Raw genomic sequence first — 20,123 nt, forward strand, 5'->3', positions numbered from 1 at the left:
CCGCAGATTCCGGCATGGCCGGACGATGCGCATAACGCTAATCCCTACAGCGACTGAAGCTTCAACCCTTCGACGGACGTCTGAGTGGATTGCGGGGCGTGCCAGCAGGATGGATCGTCTGCAAGCTGTGCCAATCGGGCGACGTATCGGTCCAGTAGACGTGCCACCACGCCCGGCCCGAAGGCCTCGTCGACGGCATCCCAGTGGACGTGCAGGTGACCGTCACGCTCGACGCTGACGTTGTCGAGACAGACCTGGGGCGTGCGCGAGACGCCCTGCCCCCAGCACACGCCGGATGGTAGCGCGACGTCACCATGATCGAGCAATCGGCTGAACACCACGGGAAACGCCAGGGCGCGACCGGATGCATCGCGAACCTTTCGCCGCAACGCGCGGAGGCCACTGACGGGATAATGCGCCCGGTCACGCTCGAGCTGGTCCCGGAAGGCCCGGACGCGTTCAACGAACGTGCCCTGCCCGTCGGTGGAGCTGATCCAGGACAGCCACGTGAAATCACCGACGCAGTGATCGAGGCCCGGCGGGTGCGAAGGACGCCGAAAATCCACGACCACCACGGTGAACGGCTCATCCCACGCCAGCTCGCCGAGCACCTCCATGTAGGCGGCGAAGAGCACGTCCTGCAACGACAGAGAATGCGCGCCGGCCTGGCGGCGCAGCCGAGGGAGATCGGCCAGCTCACGCTCGTGGCGTTGTCTCCCCCCCTTACCGCCGGCGGGTTCACGCAGGTCAGGACCGGGGGGCAGCGAAGCAAAGCGCGCGTCCCAATACGCATCGCCACGCCTGAGGCGGTCACCGTCAGTCGTGTACACCTTTTCCACGAAGGCGCGGTAATCCACGGGCGGCGTCGCACCCGTGGCACCGTGGTAGCGAGCGAACAACTCACGGTAGAGCAGGTAGATACTCGGCGCATCGGCGATCAGCATGTCCACGGCGATGTGCACCACCCATGCGCCGCGGGTACGCGAGACGCGCAGCTCGAACATGGGCCATTCGTCCGGGACAAAGGCGCGATGGGACATCGCCCGCCACCGCTTCGCGAGGGCCGTGTCGGCATCGTCGTGTTCGCGCAGATCGTCCACCGGGATACGGTAGTGCGGTACCGACGACTGCAGCGTTTGCCGGCCGTCGCTGCCGATCACGGCGCGAAGCATGCCCTGGTCGTCGAGCAGGTGATTCCAGGCCGTCTCCAGTCTCGCTACGTCCAGCTCGTCGAGCTCGAATTCCTGGTAGACGACGCAACCCGTACCGTCACCGCCGGTGAGACGGCCGAACAGGTAGGCGGATTGCAAGTCCGTCAGCGCGAATGGCTCGGGAGGCCCCTCCGGCGGGGTCACCGGATCGTGATCTCGCAGCGGTGCACCGGGTGCGCAGGGCACACCCATGGCGTCGTCGATTGCCCTTCGTAGCTGGGGAAGCTCCGCCGAGGCGTCCTCGGCCACGAGCGCAAGCGCCGCGTGGTAGGCACGGAACAGGGCTTGCGCCTCGGAGAGATCGACGACCCCCACCGCCACGTCCCAGCTGACATGCAATGCACCGTATTTCACCGCGGCCTGGTGGTCCAGGTGCACCTGCGGCGTCTGTGTCACTGCATAGACCCAGTCCGTACACCAGTTCTCGTCGAAGTCGGTGGACGCGAAATTGTCCACCATGCTGGTGAAGACCACGGGCAGCACGGTATCCGCTGCAACCGCACGGCGGCGGCGCAGCTCGCGCAGCACGCCGACACCACCGATGGAGCCGTGATCCAGATCGTCCCAGAGCTGTTCCTGTACCGCACGGCAACGCTCGGCCAGGGTCTGGTTACGCTCCGGTTCAGCGATGAAAAGCCCGCTACTGGCGAGAGGCCCTACCAGCTGCTCGATATCGGGATCGCCGGAGAGCCGGTTGAACAGCGTCATGACCAGCGTAAAAGCCCGTTCGGGCTGCGCCCGTCCGAGCACTGCATTGAAGACCGTCAGCATCAGCACCGTGGGCGACACCCCGAGCGCTCGCGCACGATCCGAAAACGCGGACCATTGCGCGGGTACGAGCACGGCCTTGAGACGGTGCCGATGCCCGTGAGCCGCACCCCGCGCTGCGGCAGGCAACGCCGGCGCCGGCGGCAGGTCACCGCACTTGCTCAGCCAGTAGTCACGGTCACGACGCATACGTTCGGGATCGCAGGACTGTTGGCCTTGCCGAAGGTGATCCGCAAAGGTGAGTCCGGTGTCGGGCAGGCGACTTTCCGGGTTTCGGTAAAGGCTCTGCCACTGCCCCAGAAGGCGACTCACGCTGGCGCCGTCGACGATGAGCTCGTCGATACTCACGTGCACCCGGTAACAGCCGCCTTCGTAGGCCGTCACACGGATCGTGAACATCGGCCAGTCCCCCGGCCGGTACACCCGGTGCGACAGCTCCCGCCGTACCCGGCGGAAGTGCTCCGACAGCGATACCGCATCCGCCTCGGTAAGATCGTATGCAGTAATCGAGTACGGCTCGAAGTCGCGTATCCGCTGCCGGCCGTCGTCGAGTATCTCCGCCCGCAGCATGCCGTGGTGGGCAAATAAGCGGTTCCATGCCTCGTTCAGGCGCCGGACATCGAGATCACGAACCTCGAGCTCCAGGTAGAGGTGGCAGCCGACACGCTCGTCGGGCGCGCCCAGCTCGCGGCCGAGCAGGTAGGCCTCCTGCAGCTCAGTGAGCGGAAACGGCTGGCGCCCTTCCGTCGGCGCCGGAGCCTGCGGCCCCGCAACTGCAGTCGCCCTTGCATCCGCATTGTCGCGATCCCGCCCGCTGTCCGCGTTTGTCTCGGCGACCGCAACCAGCGCTTCCCAGGTAACGTCGCCGGCCAGCTGCTGCATGGATATCGCAACACCGAGTTCCTGCTCCAGCTCGTAGCGCAGCTGGACCAGACGTATGGAATCGATGTGCAGAGTCCCCGGTCCGGCCGTCGCGGCGACATCGTCGACAGGCATGTCGAGCCTCCGGGCGAAGCAACGCACCGCGCGCGTTCTCGCATCGGCGCCATCCTTGTTGGCGGGAGATTGCGCGGCGCGCGTGCCAGATGTCGCCGACTCGTCGTCGCCGGCCGATGGCCCGGCATCGCCATGCAGCGAACGCCAGAAGTATCGGCGGGCGAACGGATAGGTCGGCAGCACCAGCATCCGGGGCTTCTCACCCGGCCCGTAGACGGCCGTCCAGGACACGCGCCCGCCGGCCGCCCAATGTGCCGCCAACCGTTCCGGCGAGTCATCCTCGCTCGAGGCGGGCTGCGGCAATACCCAACCCGGTGAGTCCGTGTCGAGACGCCCCGCATATACGCCGGGACGGTGGCCGTCGCCCGCCACGAAAACCTCCAGCGCGCGGCGCAATTCATCAATGCTGTCCGTGACGATGGCGAGCCGGACCGATAGTGACGTTCGCCCGCATTGCGTCGTGTACGCCAGGCGTCGGACGAGGGTCGCGTGATCGCCTTCGCCGGATACGCCGGTGAGATAATCCCGCATGCGCGAGGCACTGGCGCGGAGTCGCTCCTGGCTGGCGGCGGAAAGGAGGATCACCGGCGGCACGTGAGCATCCCCCGCACCCGCGCCATCTGCGCCGACGGGCGGCTGTTCGAGCACGAGGTGGGCATTCGTGCCGCTGAACCCGAACGCGCTGACGGAGCCGAACCTCGGCTGAGCGTTCGTGGGCCACGGCTCCAGCGACTGCGGCAGCTTCACCGGCAGCGCGTCCCAGTCGATGTTGGGATTCGGCGTATGGAGATGGAGGTTCGGTGGAACGGCTCCGCGGTCGAGCACCATGGCCGTTTTCAGGACGCCCGCCACCCCGGCTGCCGCCTCCAGATGGCCCAGATTGGTCTTGCAGGCACCGAGGTAACACTGCGGCTGCGACGACGTACGGTCGGCCGCCAGAATATCCCCGAGCGCATTGACCTCAATGGGATCCCCGAGCGGGGTGCCGGTGCCATGGCACTCCACGTAACCGAGCTCCCGCGGTGTCACCGAGGCGCGTTTCAGCACGTGCCGGATCAACTGCTTCTGGGACGTGCCGTTGGGCGCCGTCAGGCCGTTGCTCTGGCCGTCGTGGTTGACGCCCGAGCCACGGATGACCGCGAGAATGTCGTCCTTGTCCGCGACGGCATCGGAGAGCCGCTTGAGTACGACCACGCCGGCACCTTCACCGCGTACGTAGCCATCGGCTTCCGCATCGAAGGCGCGGCAACGTCCCGATGGGGACAGCGCCGCCGTCTTGCAGAAGTAGACGAAGCGGTGGGGGTCGGCCAGCACGTTCGCACCGCCCGCTATCGCCCTGTCACACTCGCCGCTGCGCAGGTTCTGGCACGCCAGATGAATCGCCACGAGGGACGACGAACAGGCGGTATCCACGGTCATCGCCGGGCCCTGCAGGCCGAGAAGATACGCTATACGCCCGCTGGCGATGCTGAACGCGGCACCGGTGAACGCGTGGCGACCGATGCACTCCGGGTCGCCGGAGTCGATGTGCGCCCGCGAATAGTCATGGGTGGCGAGCCCCACGAAAACACCCGTCAGCCGGTCTGAATCCTCCGCCGGCCGGGGGGGTATGCCGGCCCGCTCAAGGGCTTCCCAGGAGAGCTCCAGCAACAGCCGCTGCTGGGGGTCCATGTCGGTGGCCTCGTCGTCGGTAATGCCGAAGAGCTCGTTATCGAAGTGCGCCACCGACTCGAGAAACCCGCCGTGGCGGGCGTACATTCTGCCCGGTGCCGCAGGATCCGGGTCATAGTAGGCCGAAACGTCCCAGCGCTCCTGCGGGATCTCTCGTACGCCATCGCCGCCGGATCGCAGGAGCTCCCAGTACGCTTCGGGCGTGTCGACTCCCCCGGGAAACCGACATGCCGTGCCGACGATGGCGATCGGCTCTTCGATGCGATGCTTCAGTGCGTCGTAGCGGCGCCGCAGATTCCGGATTGCGGCCAATGCCCGATGCGTGGGGGTCAGTTCCTCACTCATGGCCCTGTGCCACCTCCACCAATTCACGCTCCAGTGCCGCATTCGCTTCCTGCTCGGACAGCGAACGAATGGACTCCCCAACGGCGTCGCCGTCACCGTGCTCGGCCTCGTCGTGTGCGCCGGCGGCCCCCTCCGTCGTGGCCATCAGATCCACGATATGAGCCGCCAGAACCGGAACGCTTGGATAGTCGAAAGCCACCGTGGCGGGCAGCCCCAGGTCCAGCGCCTGGTTGAGCTCATTGCGTAGCCGCACTGCGGTGAGCGAATCGAAACCGATATCACTGAAGCTGGCGGTGCGGTCGAAAGCGTTGCGCTCGTCGTAGCCGAGCAGGGCGTTCACCTTGCCGACCAGTAACCGCTCCACGTCCTCGCAAGAGTGCGCGGATCGCGGGGGTTGCCCCACGTCGTCGGTGACGGACGGTTCCGACCGGAAATGCCGCTGCCCATCACGGCGGAATGGCCGCAGCGGCGACGGCAGGGTGTACCCGGCAAGGCTTTCCACCAGCGCCGGCCAGTCGTAGGGAAGAACCGCGACGTCCGCCGCTGTGCCCTCGTAGGCGGCATCGAACAGGTCCGCGGCATGCTCCTGAGGGACCGCCCCGAAATCCACGCCGGTCCACGAGCGGCGTCTCCCCCCCGGCGAGGCGGCGACCATGCGGGAGCCGTCCCACGGCCCCCAGTTCACGGAGCGAGCCGGCAGCGATCGGCGCCGCCGGTAGCGGGCGAGTGCATCCAGGAAGGCATTGGCCAGCACGTAGTTGGTCTGCCCGGGCGCACCGAGCAATACCGAAGCCGTCGAGGTCGTCACGAAGAAATCCAGCGAGCGATCCGCCGTCAGCTGGTGCAGATGCCAGGCGCCGGTCGCTTTCGGTGCGAGCACCCGCCAGAGCCTGTCCGAATCCTGGTTGATGAACAACCCGTCGTCGAGACCGCCGGCCGTGTGCACCACGCCCTGCAATGGCGGCATACGCTCCTGCACTTCCTCCATGAGACCGGCAAGCGAGGCACGATCGCTCACGTCGACCCTCCGATAGTGCAGGTCGACACCCTGTGCACGCCGGGAAGCCAGCCACTGTCCGCCGTCGGCATCCGGTTCGCTTCTTCCCACCAGCACGAGCGTGCTGGCACCGCGCCGAAGCAGCCAGTCCGCATGCAACCGACCAAGCGACCCCAGACCACCCGTTATGAGGTACGTCGCATCGTCACGAACAGGCACCTCGGTCGCTTCGTCGGCATGCCGGGATGGGCGCAGCCGGCATGCATAGCAGCCGTCCCGCACCGCCAGTTGATCCTCGTCCAGAGCACCGTCGAACAGGGCATGAACGAGCTGCGACGGGCATGCGCTCGTCGGCGCCGGCAGGTCGAGCATGCCCCCCCAGAACTCCGGATGCTCCCAGGCCAGACACCGGCCGAGTGCCCACCAGACGCCATGGATCAGCGACGAGGCAGACTCGTCGCCACTTACCGGCTGCGCCTCGTGGGTAACCAGCCAGAGACGGGCGCTGCAGCGCGGATCCTCCGCCATGAGCCTCACCACACCCTGGAGGAGATCCCACGTGCGCTGCAGACGCTCGACCACATCGTCGTCCTCGGTTTCGACGGTGCGGGACTCCGACGGCACCTCCACGACGACCGTGGGAACGCCGAAGCCGTCCGACGTCTCCGCGGCGAGAGCCGCCACGATCTCCGAGACGGGCCGCTGCCGCCCGCCCACCGCCACGATTTCGTCGCCCGCCGCTTCCAGCGCGCCGGCCACCGCCGATTCCCCGGTATCGCCGTCCACCACCAGCAGGCGCCGCCGCGGTTCGCTGCGGCCGTGCGGTGGCACACTCACCGCCTCCCACCGCGGTTCATACAGCCAGTCCCGATGTGCGGCGCCGCGCAGGCGCTCGAGATCCGTCCGGCCGGTGCGCAGTGCGCTCATGCGGCGGAACTCCGCACACACCTCGCCAGCGTCGTCGTAAAGCACGATATCGAAGGTTACGGAGCGCTCGTGATGGTCATCGACGATTCGGGCATGGGCCCAGGTGGCCCGTGGCAACCGCCGGTGGAAACGGACACGCTCCGCGCCCAGCGGCAGAAACGGATCGCCCGACCGGGTCCGCGCCTCGCCGAGGGCCGCAACGAACGGCTGGAAGCAGGCATCCAGGAATGCCGGGTGCACTTCACAGTGACGCATGTCCGCCTCGAGCTCCGCCGGGAGATGGACCTCCGCGAGCGCCTCCGCGTCACCGCGCCAGAGCTTGCGGATCCCCCGAAAGCCGCCGGTCCAGTGGAACCCCATTGCCGCGCCGTGGCGGTAGAAGGCCTCGGCGGACATCGGCTCGGTGCAGCGTGCCCGCACCGCCTCGAGAGTCTCTGGCGCGGTGTCGCCCGCGTCGTGTGCACCGGCCGACCGATACGCCAGCGTGCAGTGCGTATGCCACTCGCCCGGTGCGTCGTCATCACCGGGACGCCCGGCGACCTCGATGGCGTCATCGTCCCGGCACCAACGGGACTGGACCTCGACAGCGCCTTCGGGGGGGAGATCGATGGCCTTGAGAAAGGTCACGTTGGCGAAGCCGTGGGGATAATCACCGTACTCCCGTACCGCGGCCGTAGTCGCGAGTGCCAGGTAAAGCGCCCCGGGCACGATCAGGTGGTCGTGAATGCGGTGATCGGCGAGATAACCGAGTCGTTGCAGATCATAGCGGGCGTGATACAGGGACCCGTTGACGAAGGGCGACTCCAGCCGCTCTCCCAGCAGCGGGTTCGTCACGGAACCCGCTCTCGCCGGGCCGTCCGCCAGTGCCAGCTCGCGGGGCAGGTAGTAACGCCGCCCCTGAAACGGATACGTCGGCAGTGAGAGGGGTGCCGGTGTGACCCGAGCATAGCGCTGCTGCCAGTCCACGACGGCACCCGACGTCCACAGCAGGGCCAGACGCTGCAACCCGCTCTCATCGGAGCCGACGTGCAGACTCTCGTCGCGGATGTGGAAGACCTGCGCGAAGCGCGGATCGACCCGCCCCTCGAAGACGGCCTGCGTATCCGGCTCACCGTCCACGAATCCGTGCAGCCGCTGCACGAGCTCGTCGGTGCTGCGAGCGATGACGGCCAGCCGGTGCGCCATCGCTTCACGACCGCATTGAAGCGTATAGGCGACCCGTTCAGGGTCCGGTGCAACCGCGCTGTCGGCAAGGTGCTCGCACAGCCGGCGCGCCATCCGCCTCAGCTCTTCGCCACTGCGCGCCGACAGCGGCACGAGTACCGGCGTGTCGGGATCGCCCGCGTCCGGCTCGGCATGCGGGTATTCCTCGAGCACGACGTGCACGTTCGCGCCGCCCGCACCGAACGAGCTGATCCCCGCGCGCCGGGGCGCCATGGTCTCGGGCGCAGCATGCGACGGCGGCTCCCAGGCCGAGAGCTCGTGCTGCACGCGGAACGGCGTCTGCTCGAACTCGATCATGGGGTTGGTCCGCTCGGCATTGAGCGACGGCACCAACTGGCGCGCGCGCATCTGCAACAGGACCTTGATGACGCCCGCCACCGCTGCTGCGGATTCCAGATGCCCGATGTTGGCTTTCAGGGACCCGAGTCGGCAGTGCCGCTCCACCGCTGGCGGCGCCGAAGTGTGGCGGGAGAACGCCTCCGATAGGCCACGAACCTCAATGGGATCGCCCAGTGCGGTTCCGGTACCGTGTGCCTCCACGTAACCGATCGTGCCCGCGTCCACGCTCGCTGTCTCCAGCGCCCTGCCAACCGCTGCGGCCTGTGCCTGAGGGTTGGGTACGGTAAAGCCGTTCGTCCGGCCGCCGGCATTCATGGCGGTACCGCGAATCACGCCATGAATACGGTCCCCGTCACGCTCGGCGTCGTGCAGCGGTTTGAGCAGCAATGCGCCGATGCCCTCACCGTACACGGTGCCGTCGGCATCGGCGCCGAACGGCCGGCAGACATCCGTCTCCGAGATAATGCCCATCTGCCGGTACTGCACGAAGCGGCTGGGATGGAGGAACAGGTTCACCCCCCCCGCAATGGCAACGCCGCACTCACCGCGGCGCAGGCTCTCACAGGCGAGATGGATCGCTGCGCCCGAGGACGAGCAGGCGGTGTCGACGGCCAGGCTCGGGCCGTGCAGATCGAAGAAATAGGAGACACGGTTAGCGACCTGGTAGTAGTCGGTCCACCGGTACGGTACCTCGCCCGCGGCCGCCGCCTCACCCGCGTAGACGCCATAGTCGTTGGCGATGACGCCCACGAACACACCCGTATCCCGGGCGATCGTCCGTGGCGTGTAGCCACCGTCTTCCAACAACGCCCAGATCGTTTCCAGGTACAGACGTTGCTGCGGATCCATGTAGAGCGCGTCCCGCGGCGACAGATTGAAGAACCCGGCATCGAAGCGCTCCGCCTCCGCCACGAATCCGGCTCGTATGTCCCCGATCCGGGCCCGTTCCGTCGCGCTCCACCGATTCTCCGGCGGCGGCCCGATCGCGCTGCGACCTTCGCTGAGGAGCTCCCAGAACGCCTCCGGACTGTCCGCGCCCGGAAAACGGCAACTCATACCGATCACGGCGACCGCGTCCCCGGCGTCCGGGGGTTCCACATCGCGAACACGGTGTGCCGCGCGCGCCGCCGACTGCTTCGGATTCGAGACCATATTCGCCGGCATGGCGTCGGATGGCGCGAGTGCGGCGACGATCGCATCGATGCTCCGATACTCGTAGAGGAACGTCGGCGGCAGCTCCGGGAAGATGCGCTTGAGCGCGACCGTTATCTCCACGACCTTGTAGGAATCCGCCACGTATTCATCCAGATCGGACGCCGGCTCGATCTCGGAGGCGGGAACCGCGAGCGCTTCCGAGAAGGCCTCCAGCACCTGCCGACGTACCACCTGCCGGTCGCGCTCTTCTCGCGGCGACTCCTCGGAACCGGAATGCGAACGCGGCACGTTCGCGCCGGCCGGCGTCGAGTCCTGCTCCACCGCACGGGCAATCGCTGATACCGAGCCGAGACGCCGCGTCCGCTCGTTGGTATCCATCGCCGGCGTACGGGCACTCGTGCGCGCAACGGCGCGGGTTTGCCCGTCACTCTCGCCAGAGGCCTCCGTTTCGGGATCGAACCGGACCGCTCGTAGATCCCCAGCCGCAGCGACGATCGATTCGCCGTCGCCCGCCTCGGCGCCAGGCGATGCGACCACGCTTTCGAGAAACCGCCGCGCCGGCTCGTTCTTGCGGGTTCCCCGGAATTCGATGGCCACTTCGTCGATGCCGCGCTCGGCGGCCAACTGCCCCGCGTGTGCCATCATGCGGTGTTCCACACCCCGCCCGAGCACACGGCAACTCAGGAGAAAGGAGTCGATGACCAGCCGGCGCTCGTCGAACCTGGTCATCAACACCCCGACCAGCCCGTAGTCGCCGAAGCGGTCGCGCGCACGCACGATGTGGCAGTCGGCCGCATCGTCCTGGAGCAGCGCCGCAATTTCCGCGGCGGTGCGCCGCCGGCCGGAGAAGTTGAACTGATTGGTGCGGAAGGTGAGCTGCGAGACCCGGGTCAGCTCTTCCTCGTTGGGCGCACGAATCTCCACCTCGAGTGCCAGGCTTTCCAGAAACGCCTTGTAACTTATCGTCGTCTCCTTCAATGCCTCGCGCGCGTGCTCGGCCTGGTACATCCGGGTGCGCTGGCCGTCCTCCTCGGTGACGACGAACCGATCGAACGCCCAGGTGTGATCGAGCAATGCCGAAGCATCCGCCTCATCCGCCGGCCACTGAAGCGTCAGCACCTCCGGGCAGCCGGCCCGAACCTCGGCACACTCGACCGGGTTGTCGTCGAGAAAGACGAAGCTATCCAGGCCAAGATTCAGCCGCTGCGCCAGATCCCGCAGATTGTCCGATTTCGGTGACCAGTTGACCGCGACGGCGGCACAATCCTCGAGTGTCAGCCGCATCCCGGCGTTACGCTCGAACGTGGCACGCACATCGTCCTCATGGTTCTTGCTGCACAGGCAAAGCAGCACACCCTGCTCGATGCGCCTGCGAAGAAACCGCTGCAGGCGTTCGAACGGCCCGTATACGCCCACGCCTTCGGGCCCGTCCTCGCCGCACACACCGGACCACAGCGTGCCATCGCAGTCGCAGACGATGACCTTGTACGGCTTCGCGGCCACGCTGTGGTAGAAGCGCATCACCAGCGTGCCGAGCAGGTGGAAATAGTCCGGTTGGTACGGAATATGGCCGAGCTCGTCGCGAACCGGGTCCTCGAACTCGCCGACACCGTAAGCCTCGTGGAAGTCGCTCACGTCGATGACGCCGAGTGCGTCCAGATCACGACACCGCTCGAGCAAGCGGGACTCGGCGTTGGCGACCGCGTCCGCGGCCGGATGGTCATGCCCCCCTGAGGGACAGAGCACGAGCACGACCGGGCTGCGGCTTCGACGGACGAATCCGACCATCGCCGTGACGAATTCATCCGCAACCTCGCGCAGATGCTGCCGCGACGCCTCGGGATCGCCCTCTCCCGAATGCTCGCGCAACCAGTCGATCACGCGCACCAGCACGGCGTTGACACCACCGTGGTTATCAGCCATTTCGCTGTGCGGATCCAGCAGTTGCCGGAACACTTGGTTGTAATCGGCGTAGCAGGGGCTGAGCGGGAGCTCCAGCTCCCGACTCCAGTAGTCGATGCTCGGGGACATCGGCTCCGCGGTGAACGTGGCCGCGATTACCGCCCGCGGCGCGTCGTCGCTTTCCCCCTGGGGCGGCTCCGCGTCGTGGCCGGACGAGCCGGCCAGCTCGGAAGCCGACAACACCCGCACCGTCCCCGGGCGCTGCTCCGCGGCAAGCGTGTCGACGAGTGATGCCGCGACGCTCGCCGGCGACTCGGCACCGACGGCGGCCTGGGGCGTGTTGCTCATCTCCGTGAGCATGCGAGGCGCGCGGGGGGCGAGAAACGATACTTCGGGGCAATCGGTGGCGCGGCGGTGCAACTCCGCCTCGACGGCATCCTTGAGGGCCACGTACTGCGGAAACGCGGCCGGACGCTCATCGACGAATACCGACGACACCGCGACAGCAACGCCGCTGCGCTGCCGTACGAGGGGTAGCAGGTGTTCCAGCGGCGTGCTGGTGACCGCGAGATTGCTCGCCACGTAGTCCCGGATCTCCTCGCGATGATCCGCCTCGGCCCCCATTGGCGAGGGCGCCGTCGCGGCGTTGCAAACGAGGATATCCAGCCCGCCGTGCTCGCCGGCAATCCGTTCCGCGGTCGTCCGGCACCACGCCGGATCGGCGACATCGCCCTGGAGCACGGTTACGCCGCCGTCGCCGCTGCGGCACGCCTCGGCCACCCGAGCCGCGGCGTCGACACTGCTTCGATGAGCCAGATAGACATGGCACCCACTCGCCGCCAGGGCCTGTACCAGCGCCGCACCGAGTCCTCGGCTACCGCCGGTGACCAGCGCCACGCGCCCTTGCAACGCGTTGGCCGGCGAGCACAGTCGCGCGGCGACGTCCTCGTACCGGGGCAGATCCACCTCCCGCCGGACAAACGCGTCGATCGCGCCCGTGACAGTAATGCCCGTACCGTGGCTGGCATGAAACCCCAGCCGGAGCAGTCCGAAATCGTCACTGTAGTGCTCCGGCTGCGCGGAAAAGGCGATCGTCCGTTCGTCGACGTCGTTCGGAGTCTCGTCTATGGACAGGCGCAGCTTGCTGAACAGCGCTTGCCGCCCCGGAATCTCCATGCCGACCAGATAGCTGGTGCACAACAGCAGCTCGACGAGACCGACACCGACCGTATCGACGGCGTCCTCCACCCAGGTCGGCGTACCCAGCGCGAACACGCTGCGGTCGCAGCGATAGGTGCCGCTCACCACGCCGGCGCGCGCAACGTCCGACGCAGTGAGCGCCGCCGGCGTGTCCCGGCAATGCAGTGGCCCGTCCACCGGCGGCTCGTGACACGGCGCAGGATTCCCCGCGCCACCGTATTCCGCGCGCACACTGACGGCGACTGTATCGCCGTCGCGCAGATATGCCGTGACGCTCCCTTCGCCCTGCTCGGCGGTGAGCCGGTAATTGCGGCCGGGGATCACCGCATGACGGAATTCCATGGTCAGAGCAGACGGTCGCTGTCGGCGGCGGTCTCCGATCACCGCCAGGCCCGCCAGCCCGCCCAGGATTCCGAATGCCACGCGACGGCCGTAAGCGGTTCGTGCCGCGTAATCGTCATCCATGTGAAGGGGGTTCACGTCGTGACTCGCACGCGCGAACCAGTCGAGCTCCGTCTCGGAGAACGTGATCTGCACGATTGCCCCCAAAAAACTGGTTACGCCAATGAAGCTGCGATGGATCAGGCGCCGCTGGTGCCCTGGAGCACAGCGCGGTGCGGAAGGTCACCGGACTGCGACTCGTCAGGCGTGGCCGCATATTGAGCCTCGCGCGCCGCCTCGACCCAGGCTTCCAGCAGATGTCTGGCGGTGGAGCCGCGGTGGCACCTGGCCGAATACCGGCACAGCAGCACAAGACGGCCCCCCCAGTGGCGGGCGACGAAGTCGAGTAGGTAGCGCCGCCGACCATTCGCTGCGCCACGTTCGAAGATCGCCTCCAGCGCCCCCGTCTCGTTGCCGAAGGGTTGGTAATTGAAACGAACGCACGCCACTTCCCAGGGAGCGGGAACTTCACCGCGCCGGCGCAGCAGCTCGTAGCCGACGCCGGTACGATCGATTTCCGCGTATCCGGCGGCGAACGAGCGGCCGTCTCCACGCTCCACGAGAATGGGCACGTCGCAGGCCAGGTTGCCGACGGCATCGGCGAACACACCTTCGTCACCCAGATCGCGGCCATGCAGACGCAGTGAGAGCACCATTCGAGACGTGTCACCCCATGTCATCAGGGTGTCGGCCAAAGCCGCTCCGAGGGATTCGAACAGGCCGTAGCCCGCGTCGGTATCCGCACCCTCGGCCAGGAGGTCTGAGGCGTCCACCTCGACCTCCTGCTGAACGGCGTGACTGTTGTTATCACCATCGAGCGCTACCGGAACCGTATCGTCAGGGCTCGGGTAATCCTGGCGTGCGATCCACTCAGGCACGCCTGAGCCGGTGTCGTTCAGCCGCGCCACCGCGGCGAGATACTGCGCGTAGGCGACACCGTCACCTGTCGATGCGCGTTCCCGGGAACCCGCATAGTCGTCGATGACGGCGCGGCCGAGTCGCACCGCCGACAAGCCGTCGACGAACAGGTGGTGCCACACCAGGCTGACCCGTGAGCCGCGCGGACCTTCGTCGATCAATGCCGCGCCCGCGAGAGGCCCGCGCTGCGGATCGAGGGATTCCGCCAACTCGGTCTCGACGGCTTCCAGCACGTCGGCCCGTTGACCGTCGCCCGCCTCCGCCTGGCGCACGACGATCAATTCCTCCGCTGGATCCGCGGGTCGCAGTGCCGTGTTGTCAGGCGTCAGGAGTGACCGCAACTGGGGCTGACTTCTAAGCGCGGTCGCGACCGCCTCGCGCAGCCGCTCCACGTCGCTCCCATCCCCCTCGTTCAGCACGAACCGCTGGATCAGGTACCACCCACGCTCGTCGACACCGCGGGCAAGCGACTGCGACTGCCCCGCCGATAGCGCATAGTCAACGGCATCCGCATATCCGAACCGAACCGCCAGCTCGCCACCTTCGGGCGTCAGGCGGAAATCGTCCGAAAGGCGGTCGCCCCAGCCCTGCGCCAGGGATGTGTCGATCTGCTCATGCTGGAGAAAGTTCGGATCTCCAATGCTCAGGGAGCCCTCGTGCAGGCCATCGAGCATGCGTTCGCCCCCGTAGGGGTCGAGCATTTCCCGATCGGGCGTCACGCCGAGGAATTCGCAGATACGATGCATCTCGGACTGCGGATCGCGAACGAGATCCTCGTAACGCACGGTAAGCTGGTTGCCGTCCGGAACATCGCGGAGGAATTCGATGACGTTGCGATTGATCCGTCGCCAGATGGCCTCCGCCGTCTGCCACGGATCCTCGCCGTGGGGATCGATGAGACGATGGAATCGGTTGCGGACGATGGACTCTGCAACGGCTCGCGGATCCCGCACCAGGTGAACGTAGCGGGCATTGGGGCAGAGCTCGCGGCTTTGGCGCAGCACTTCCGGATCCCGGCCGTAGGTCGGGGATTTGTCCACCAGCGACGCAGGCGCCGCCAGCGACTGCAGGAGTCGGTAGGCGTCGGCAATGGTGCCGCCTTCTTCGGTAATTGCCTCGATTTCCGCACGCGCCACCTCCGCGGAGACGCCGCGCAGGTGCCTGACGGCGTCGATCAGCCCTTCCTCGAGCCCCGTCTCCGCCAGACCGGTTCGACGTTCCTGCAGCGTGCCGTATCCAAGCAGATGCAGCTCCGGTGGCGCGAACAGCCCCGGATGGCCCTGCAGCATGGCGCGTAGCAGCGTCGAGCCCGCACGCGGTGTGGAGAGCACGAATACCATGGGCTCGGTCAGCGTTTCACCGGCGGCCGCCTCCGGCGCCGGGGTGCGGCTGGTCTCACCGGCGAACGCCCGGGTGGAATCGCCGCCGGTTTCGGAGTCCAGGTATGCAGCGAGCCGGTTGATCGTGCCATGACGCATGATCTCCGCGGCATAAACCGGTATGTCCAACCGACGCTGGATAGAGGCCACCAGCTGCATGCCCAGTATGGAGTCGAGCCCGTAGTCGGCCAGCGACCGATCCGGATTCAGACTGTCGGCTTCGAGCTTGAGCAGATTCGCCACCTGGTGGATGAGAAAGGTCCTCAAATCCTCATCACGTTCCGGCTGCGGTTCCTCCGGCCGGGACGGCCCGGCGGACGCCACCGAGGTCGTCGGCTGTACAGTCGGTTGCGTCGCCGGTATGCCGGCCCCGTTGCGCAGCCAGTAACGCGTGCGGCTGAAGGGATAGGTCGGAAGCGGTATCCGCCGGCCGCCGCGATTCAATGCCTGCCAGTCGATGTCGACACCCGAGAGCCAAAGCCGGGCAATGGCCTCGAGACGGCCATCGTCGTACAGGCGCCGCAAGAACTCCGCGCCATACGGGTGATCGAAGACGTCCGCCAGGGCCCGCGACGACTCGCCCTCTCCTGTCAGAACGTTGGAGGCGTCACCCGTGTCCGCATAAGCGGACAACGCGGCAATGGCCTGGTCCGCATCATCGACGATCAATGCCAGCTTGCTCTGCAGACTGGGACGGCCAACCTGGAGCGTATAGGCGATATCGGCGAGCTCCGGCATGTCACCGCGGTTGCGTGCGGCGGTCAGATGATCGCGGAGCCGACCGGCGTACTCGCGCAGACGCTCGGTGCTGCGCGCCGAGAGGACGATCAGGACGGGACCTTGCGCCGAGCGTTCACCGGACGGTCGTCTGGGATACTCCTCCAGGATCACGTGCGCGTTGGTGCCGCCGAATCCGAACGAGCTGACCCCGGCGCGATAGGGCAACGGTTCGCCGGCGTCGCTGTGCAAACGGGGCCATTCTCCGGTTTCGCGCTGCAGATACAGCGAGGAGCTTTCCAGATCCAGATAGGGATTCGGTCGATCAATGTGCACCGACTTCGCCAGCGTGGCGTATCGCATGCAAAGCAGGGCCTTGATGAGTCCGGCAATCCCGGCAGCGGCCTCCAGATGGCCGATGTTGCTCTTCACGGAACCGACGCTGCAGCTCGGTTCGGCGTCATCGCGAGGTTCGACTGCCGTGAATGCCCTTCTCAGCCCCCGAATCTCCACCGGATCTCCGAGCGCGGTCCCGGTACCGTGCGCCTCTATGTAGCCGATGGTCGAGGGTGAGACGCCCGCACGCCGGATCGCTCGGGCGATGACATCGGCCTGGCGTGTCGGGTTCGGGGCGGTGAGGCTTTGCACCCGGCCACCGTGATTGACCGCCGTGCCCTTGATCAGGGCACGGACGCAGTCACCGTCCCGTTCGGCCGCCGTCCGCGCCTTGAGCACCACCACACCGACGCCCTCACCGCGCACGTAGCCATTGGCATCCGCGGCGAACGAGCGACAACGGCTGTCCGCGGAGAGAATGCCCGTGCGCGCGAACGACCAGAACGGGCCCGGCGACAGCAACAGGTTGACGCCACCGACGATCGCCAGCTCACAGTCGCCCCGTTGCAGCGCGGAAACCGCCCGGTCCAACGCCACCAACGAACTCGAGCAGGCTGTGTCCACCGCCTCGCTCGGTCCGTTGAGGTCTAGGAAATACGAAAGACGGTTGGGTATGTTGTTGAGCGCCATACCCGTGGAGGTCTGGGGCGTGATCAGGTCGGCCTGTTCGCCCAGCAGACTCCCGAGCGCCACGGCCCGGTCAAGGTAGTCACGCGTCGAGGCGCCCACGAAGACGCCGGTCGCGGATCCCGCGAGTGTGAAGGGATCGTAACCGGCATCCTCGACGGCACCCCATGCCGCCTGGAGAAAACGGCGCTGCTGAGGGTCCATCATCTGCGCTTCCGCCGTGGAGATGCGGAAGAACTCCGCATCAAACGCATCCGGGAACTCGGTGAACCCTCCGACGAACGCGTTCTGACTCGCTTCATCGATGCCGAGCAGGTCAGCGAGGCCGTCGAGATTCCAGCGTTCCGGATCAGTGCCTATCAGGTCCTTGCCCGCGACCAGGTTCTCCCAGAAGGCATCCAGATCGGGTGAACCCGGAAACTCGCCCTGCAGACCGATCACGGCGATATCGTCTCCCGCCGGCCCGCCGTCACCGTCGGTGTCGTCCCGGGCTGCTGTGGTTCTCACCGGATCGGGCGTTGGCACCTCGGGCGACGCGCTCTGGCGCGGTTGCGGTTTGGCAACCGGCTGCAGCCAACCGGCAATGCGCGACCGATCACCCTGAACCACGAGCAGCTGCTCTTGCGCCGCGGCAACCGCGACCTCGAACGCCGCCATGCCGGATTTCGTGGACAATGGATCGAGCCCGAGCTGACGCCGCATGTACTCGATCGCGGACTCATGAGGCCGCATTCCCCCTTCCGCCCACAGCGGCCACTGGAGGGAAAGACACCGCCCCGCGCGCCGTCCACTGGCCACGAGCGAGGCGCGGCAGGTGGCGAAGCCATCGAGAAATCCATTGGCATACGTGTAGTCCGATTGCCCGTGGTTTCCCGTCACGGCTGCCATGGACGAAAACGTCACGAACAGGTCCAGGGGATCGTCGGCGGTGAGCTCATCCAGCAGGAGCGCGCCGCGCACCTTCGGGTCCGCGACTTCGGCGAATTCCTGGTGTCGCTTGCGGGCAATGGCGGCATCCCTCAGCACGCCCGCGGCGTGGAGAACGCCATTGACCATGCCGAATTCGCGACGGGTGGTCTCCACGAGACGCTGCGCCGTGGAACGATCGGCGATATCGCCCGAGACGTATCGCGCCTCTCCCCCCGCTGCCCGTATACGCTCGAGCAGAGCCCGGATCCGTTCATCCTCCGGGCGGCGTCCGGACAGAACCAGACGGGCCTGATACCGGCCGGCCAAATACTCGGCGAACAGCGCGCCGAGTCCGCCGGCGCCGCCGGTGAGAAGATACACACCGCGCTGTCGGATCACGGCGCCGGGTGCAGGCTCGACGTCGGCCTGCTCGCGCACCACGCGCTCTTCCCATCGCCCACCGTCGCCGGAGCGCACCACGCTTGCGCCGGACATCGGCGCGTTCAACAACTCGGCGACCTGAAGCCCGGTGTCCTTGCCAGCGTCAACGAGTGCGGTTCGCGTCGCGACCCGTGGATATTCCGTACGAATGGTCGCTGCAAGGGCGGCGAGCGCCGCGTGCGCTGTTTCAGCCTTCTCCCCGCGTTCCACCACGAACACGATTTCCAGGCCGTCGGCGTCGCCGACCTCACGAACAAGATCCAGGGCGGAGTAGGCGACGGCGCGCGAGGGTTCATCGGCCAGTGGACCCTCACCGTGCGACGGCGCGATGAAGAAAGCCACGCGGTGCACGGGCCGGCCGTCAGCCGATGCCTGTCCCAGCCATGCTGGCAGACGGGCCTCGTCCGGCTGCAGTGAGCGGGTTCGACCGTCACTGAGACGAAGGTCCCGCTGCGGCTCGAGCACCATGATCGGCCGCCGGGATCGCCCGGGCAGGTGCGCACAGACCTCCCGCACCCGTTGCGCATCGCGCTCGGTTACCGCATGGATGACCGCCGCGCCACTCGCACCCGCATCGACCGCCCGGCTCGACCAGTCGCGCCAGTCATAGGTATAGAGGTACGTATCCTCCGGCACCGACGGCAATTCCGCGGCAGCCTTCGCCTCATGTGATGCCGGGTGATCCGCTGCCGAAGCACTCGTCACCGGCGCCGAATCCGCGCCGGGCGGCGTCACCACACCGCCGGGCTCTGCCGCATCCGCCGCCCCGGTGGACTCGAAGGCGATGGCATGCTCCTCGGCGAAGTATTCGGCCACCGCCGCCAGGGTCTGGTGCTCGAAAAACACCGTCGGGTACAGGGTGATACCGAGCTCGTCCTCGAACTGCTCGGCCAACTGGATCAGTTTGGTCGAGTCCAGCCCCAGGTCCATCAGGTTCGCCTCGACGTCGATCTCCGACTCGGGCACCTCCAGTACACCGGCCAACCGTGCCACGAGATAACCCTGGACCCGCTCCGGCAGCGGCGTAGCGGGCGTTGCACTCGTTGTGGCGGCAGGCGTCGCCGCCGGTGCCGCGTCGAATTCGCGAGCCGGCGGGTGCGAGCCCGCACCGCGGCCTTCGCCCGAAACCGTCTCGGTGGTCTCGAAGGCCGCGGCGTGCTCCTCGGCGAAGTATCCGGCCACCGCCGCCAGGGTCTGGTGCTCGAAAAACACCGTCGGGTACAGGGTGATACCGAGCTCGTCCTCGAACTGCTCGGCCAACTGGATCAGTTTGGTCGAGTCCAGCCCCAGGTCCATCAGGTTCGCCTCGACGTCGATCTCCGACTCGGGCACCTCCAGTACACCGGCCAACCGTGCCACGAGGTAGCCCTGGACCCGCTCCGGCAACGCCGTGCCCGAGGCGACCGGTGTCGTCACCGCAGTGGAGCGCGGGCGGTCGACATCTTCGCCGCCGCCGTGCAGGAGTTTCAGCGCCGATTCCTTGTCCAGGTCGCCGCTGGCGATGCGTGCGAAGATTTCCTCCCGGCTCATGGTCGTTTCCCTTCCTTAGCAGAGTGCTTC

General features: G+C 67.1%; 3 protein-coding genes. All 3 read right to left on the minus strand.

The window, feature by feature from the left end:
- Positions 1-44: 44 nt before the first annotated feature.
- The 3 genes from ACPEES_RS09265 to ACPEES_RS09275 are packed head-to-tail and all read right to left on the minus strand — an operon-like array spanning position 45 to position 20,093.
- Complete coding sequence (locus ACPEES_RS09265; RefSeq protein ID WP_435103185.1) at positions 45-4,991, minus strand: beta-ketoacyl synthase N-terminal-like domain-containing protein; 4,947 nt, start codon at positions 4,989-4,991, stop codon at positions 45-47.
- On the minus strand, positions 4,984-13,272 hold the full coding sequence (locus tag ACPEES_RS09270; RefSeq protein WP_435103186.1) for an SDR family NAD(P)-dependent oxidoreductase: 8,289 nt from the start codon (positions 13,270-13,272) through the stop codon (positions 4,984-4,986). The genes ACPEES_RS09265 and ACPEES_RS09270 overlap by 8 nt, the downstream gene beginning before the upstream one ends.
- Before the next feature lie 44 nt (positions 13,273-13,316).
- Positions 13,317-20,093 (minus strand): SDR family NAD(P)-dependent oxidoreductase, encoded by a 6,777-nt coding sequence (locus ACPEES_RS09275; protein ID WP_435103187.1) that lies wholly within the window; start codon positions 20,091-20,093, stop codon positions 13,317-13,319.
- Positions 20,094-20,123: the final 30 nt, after the last annotated feature.

This window comes from Arhodomonas sp. AD133 (assembly GCF_051195215.1).
GTDB lineage: Bacteria > Pseudomonadota > Gammaproteobacteria > Nitrococcales > Nitrococcaceae > Arhodomonas.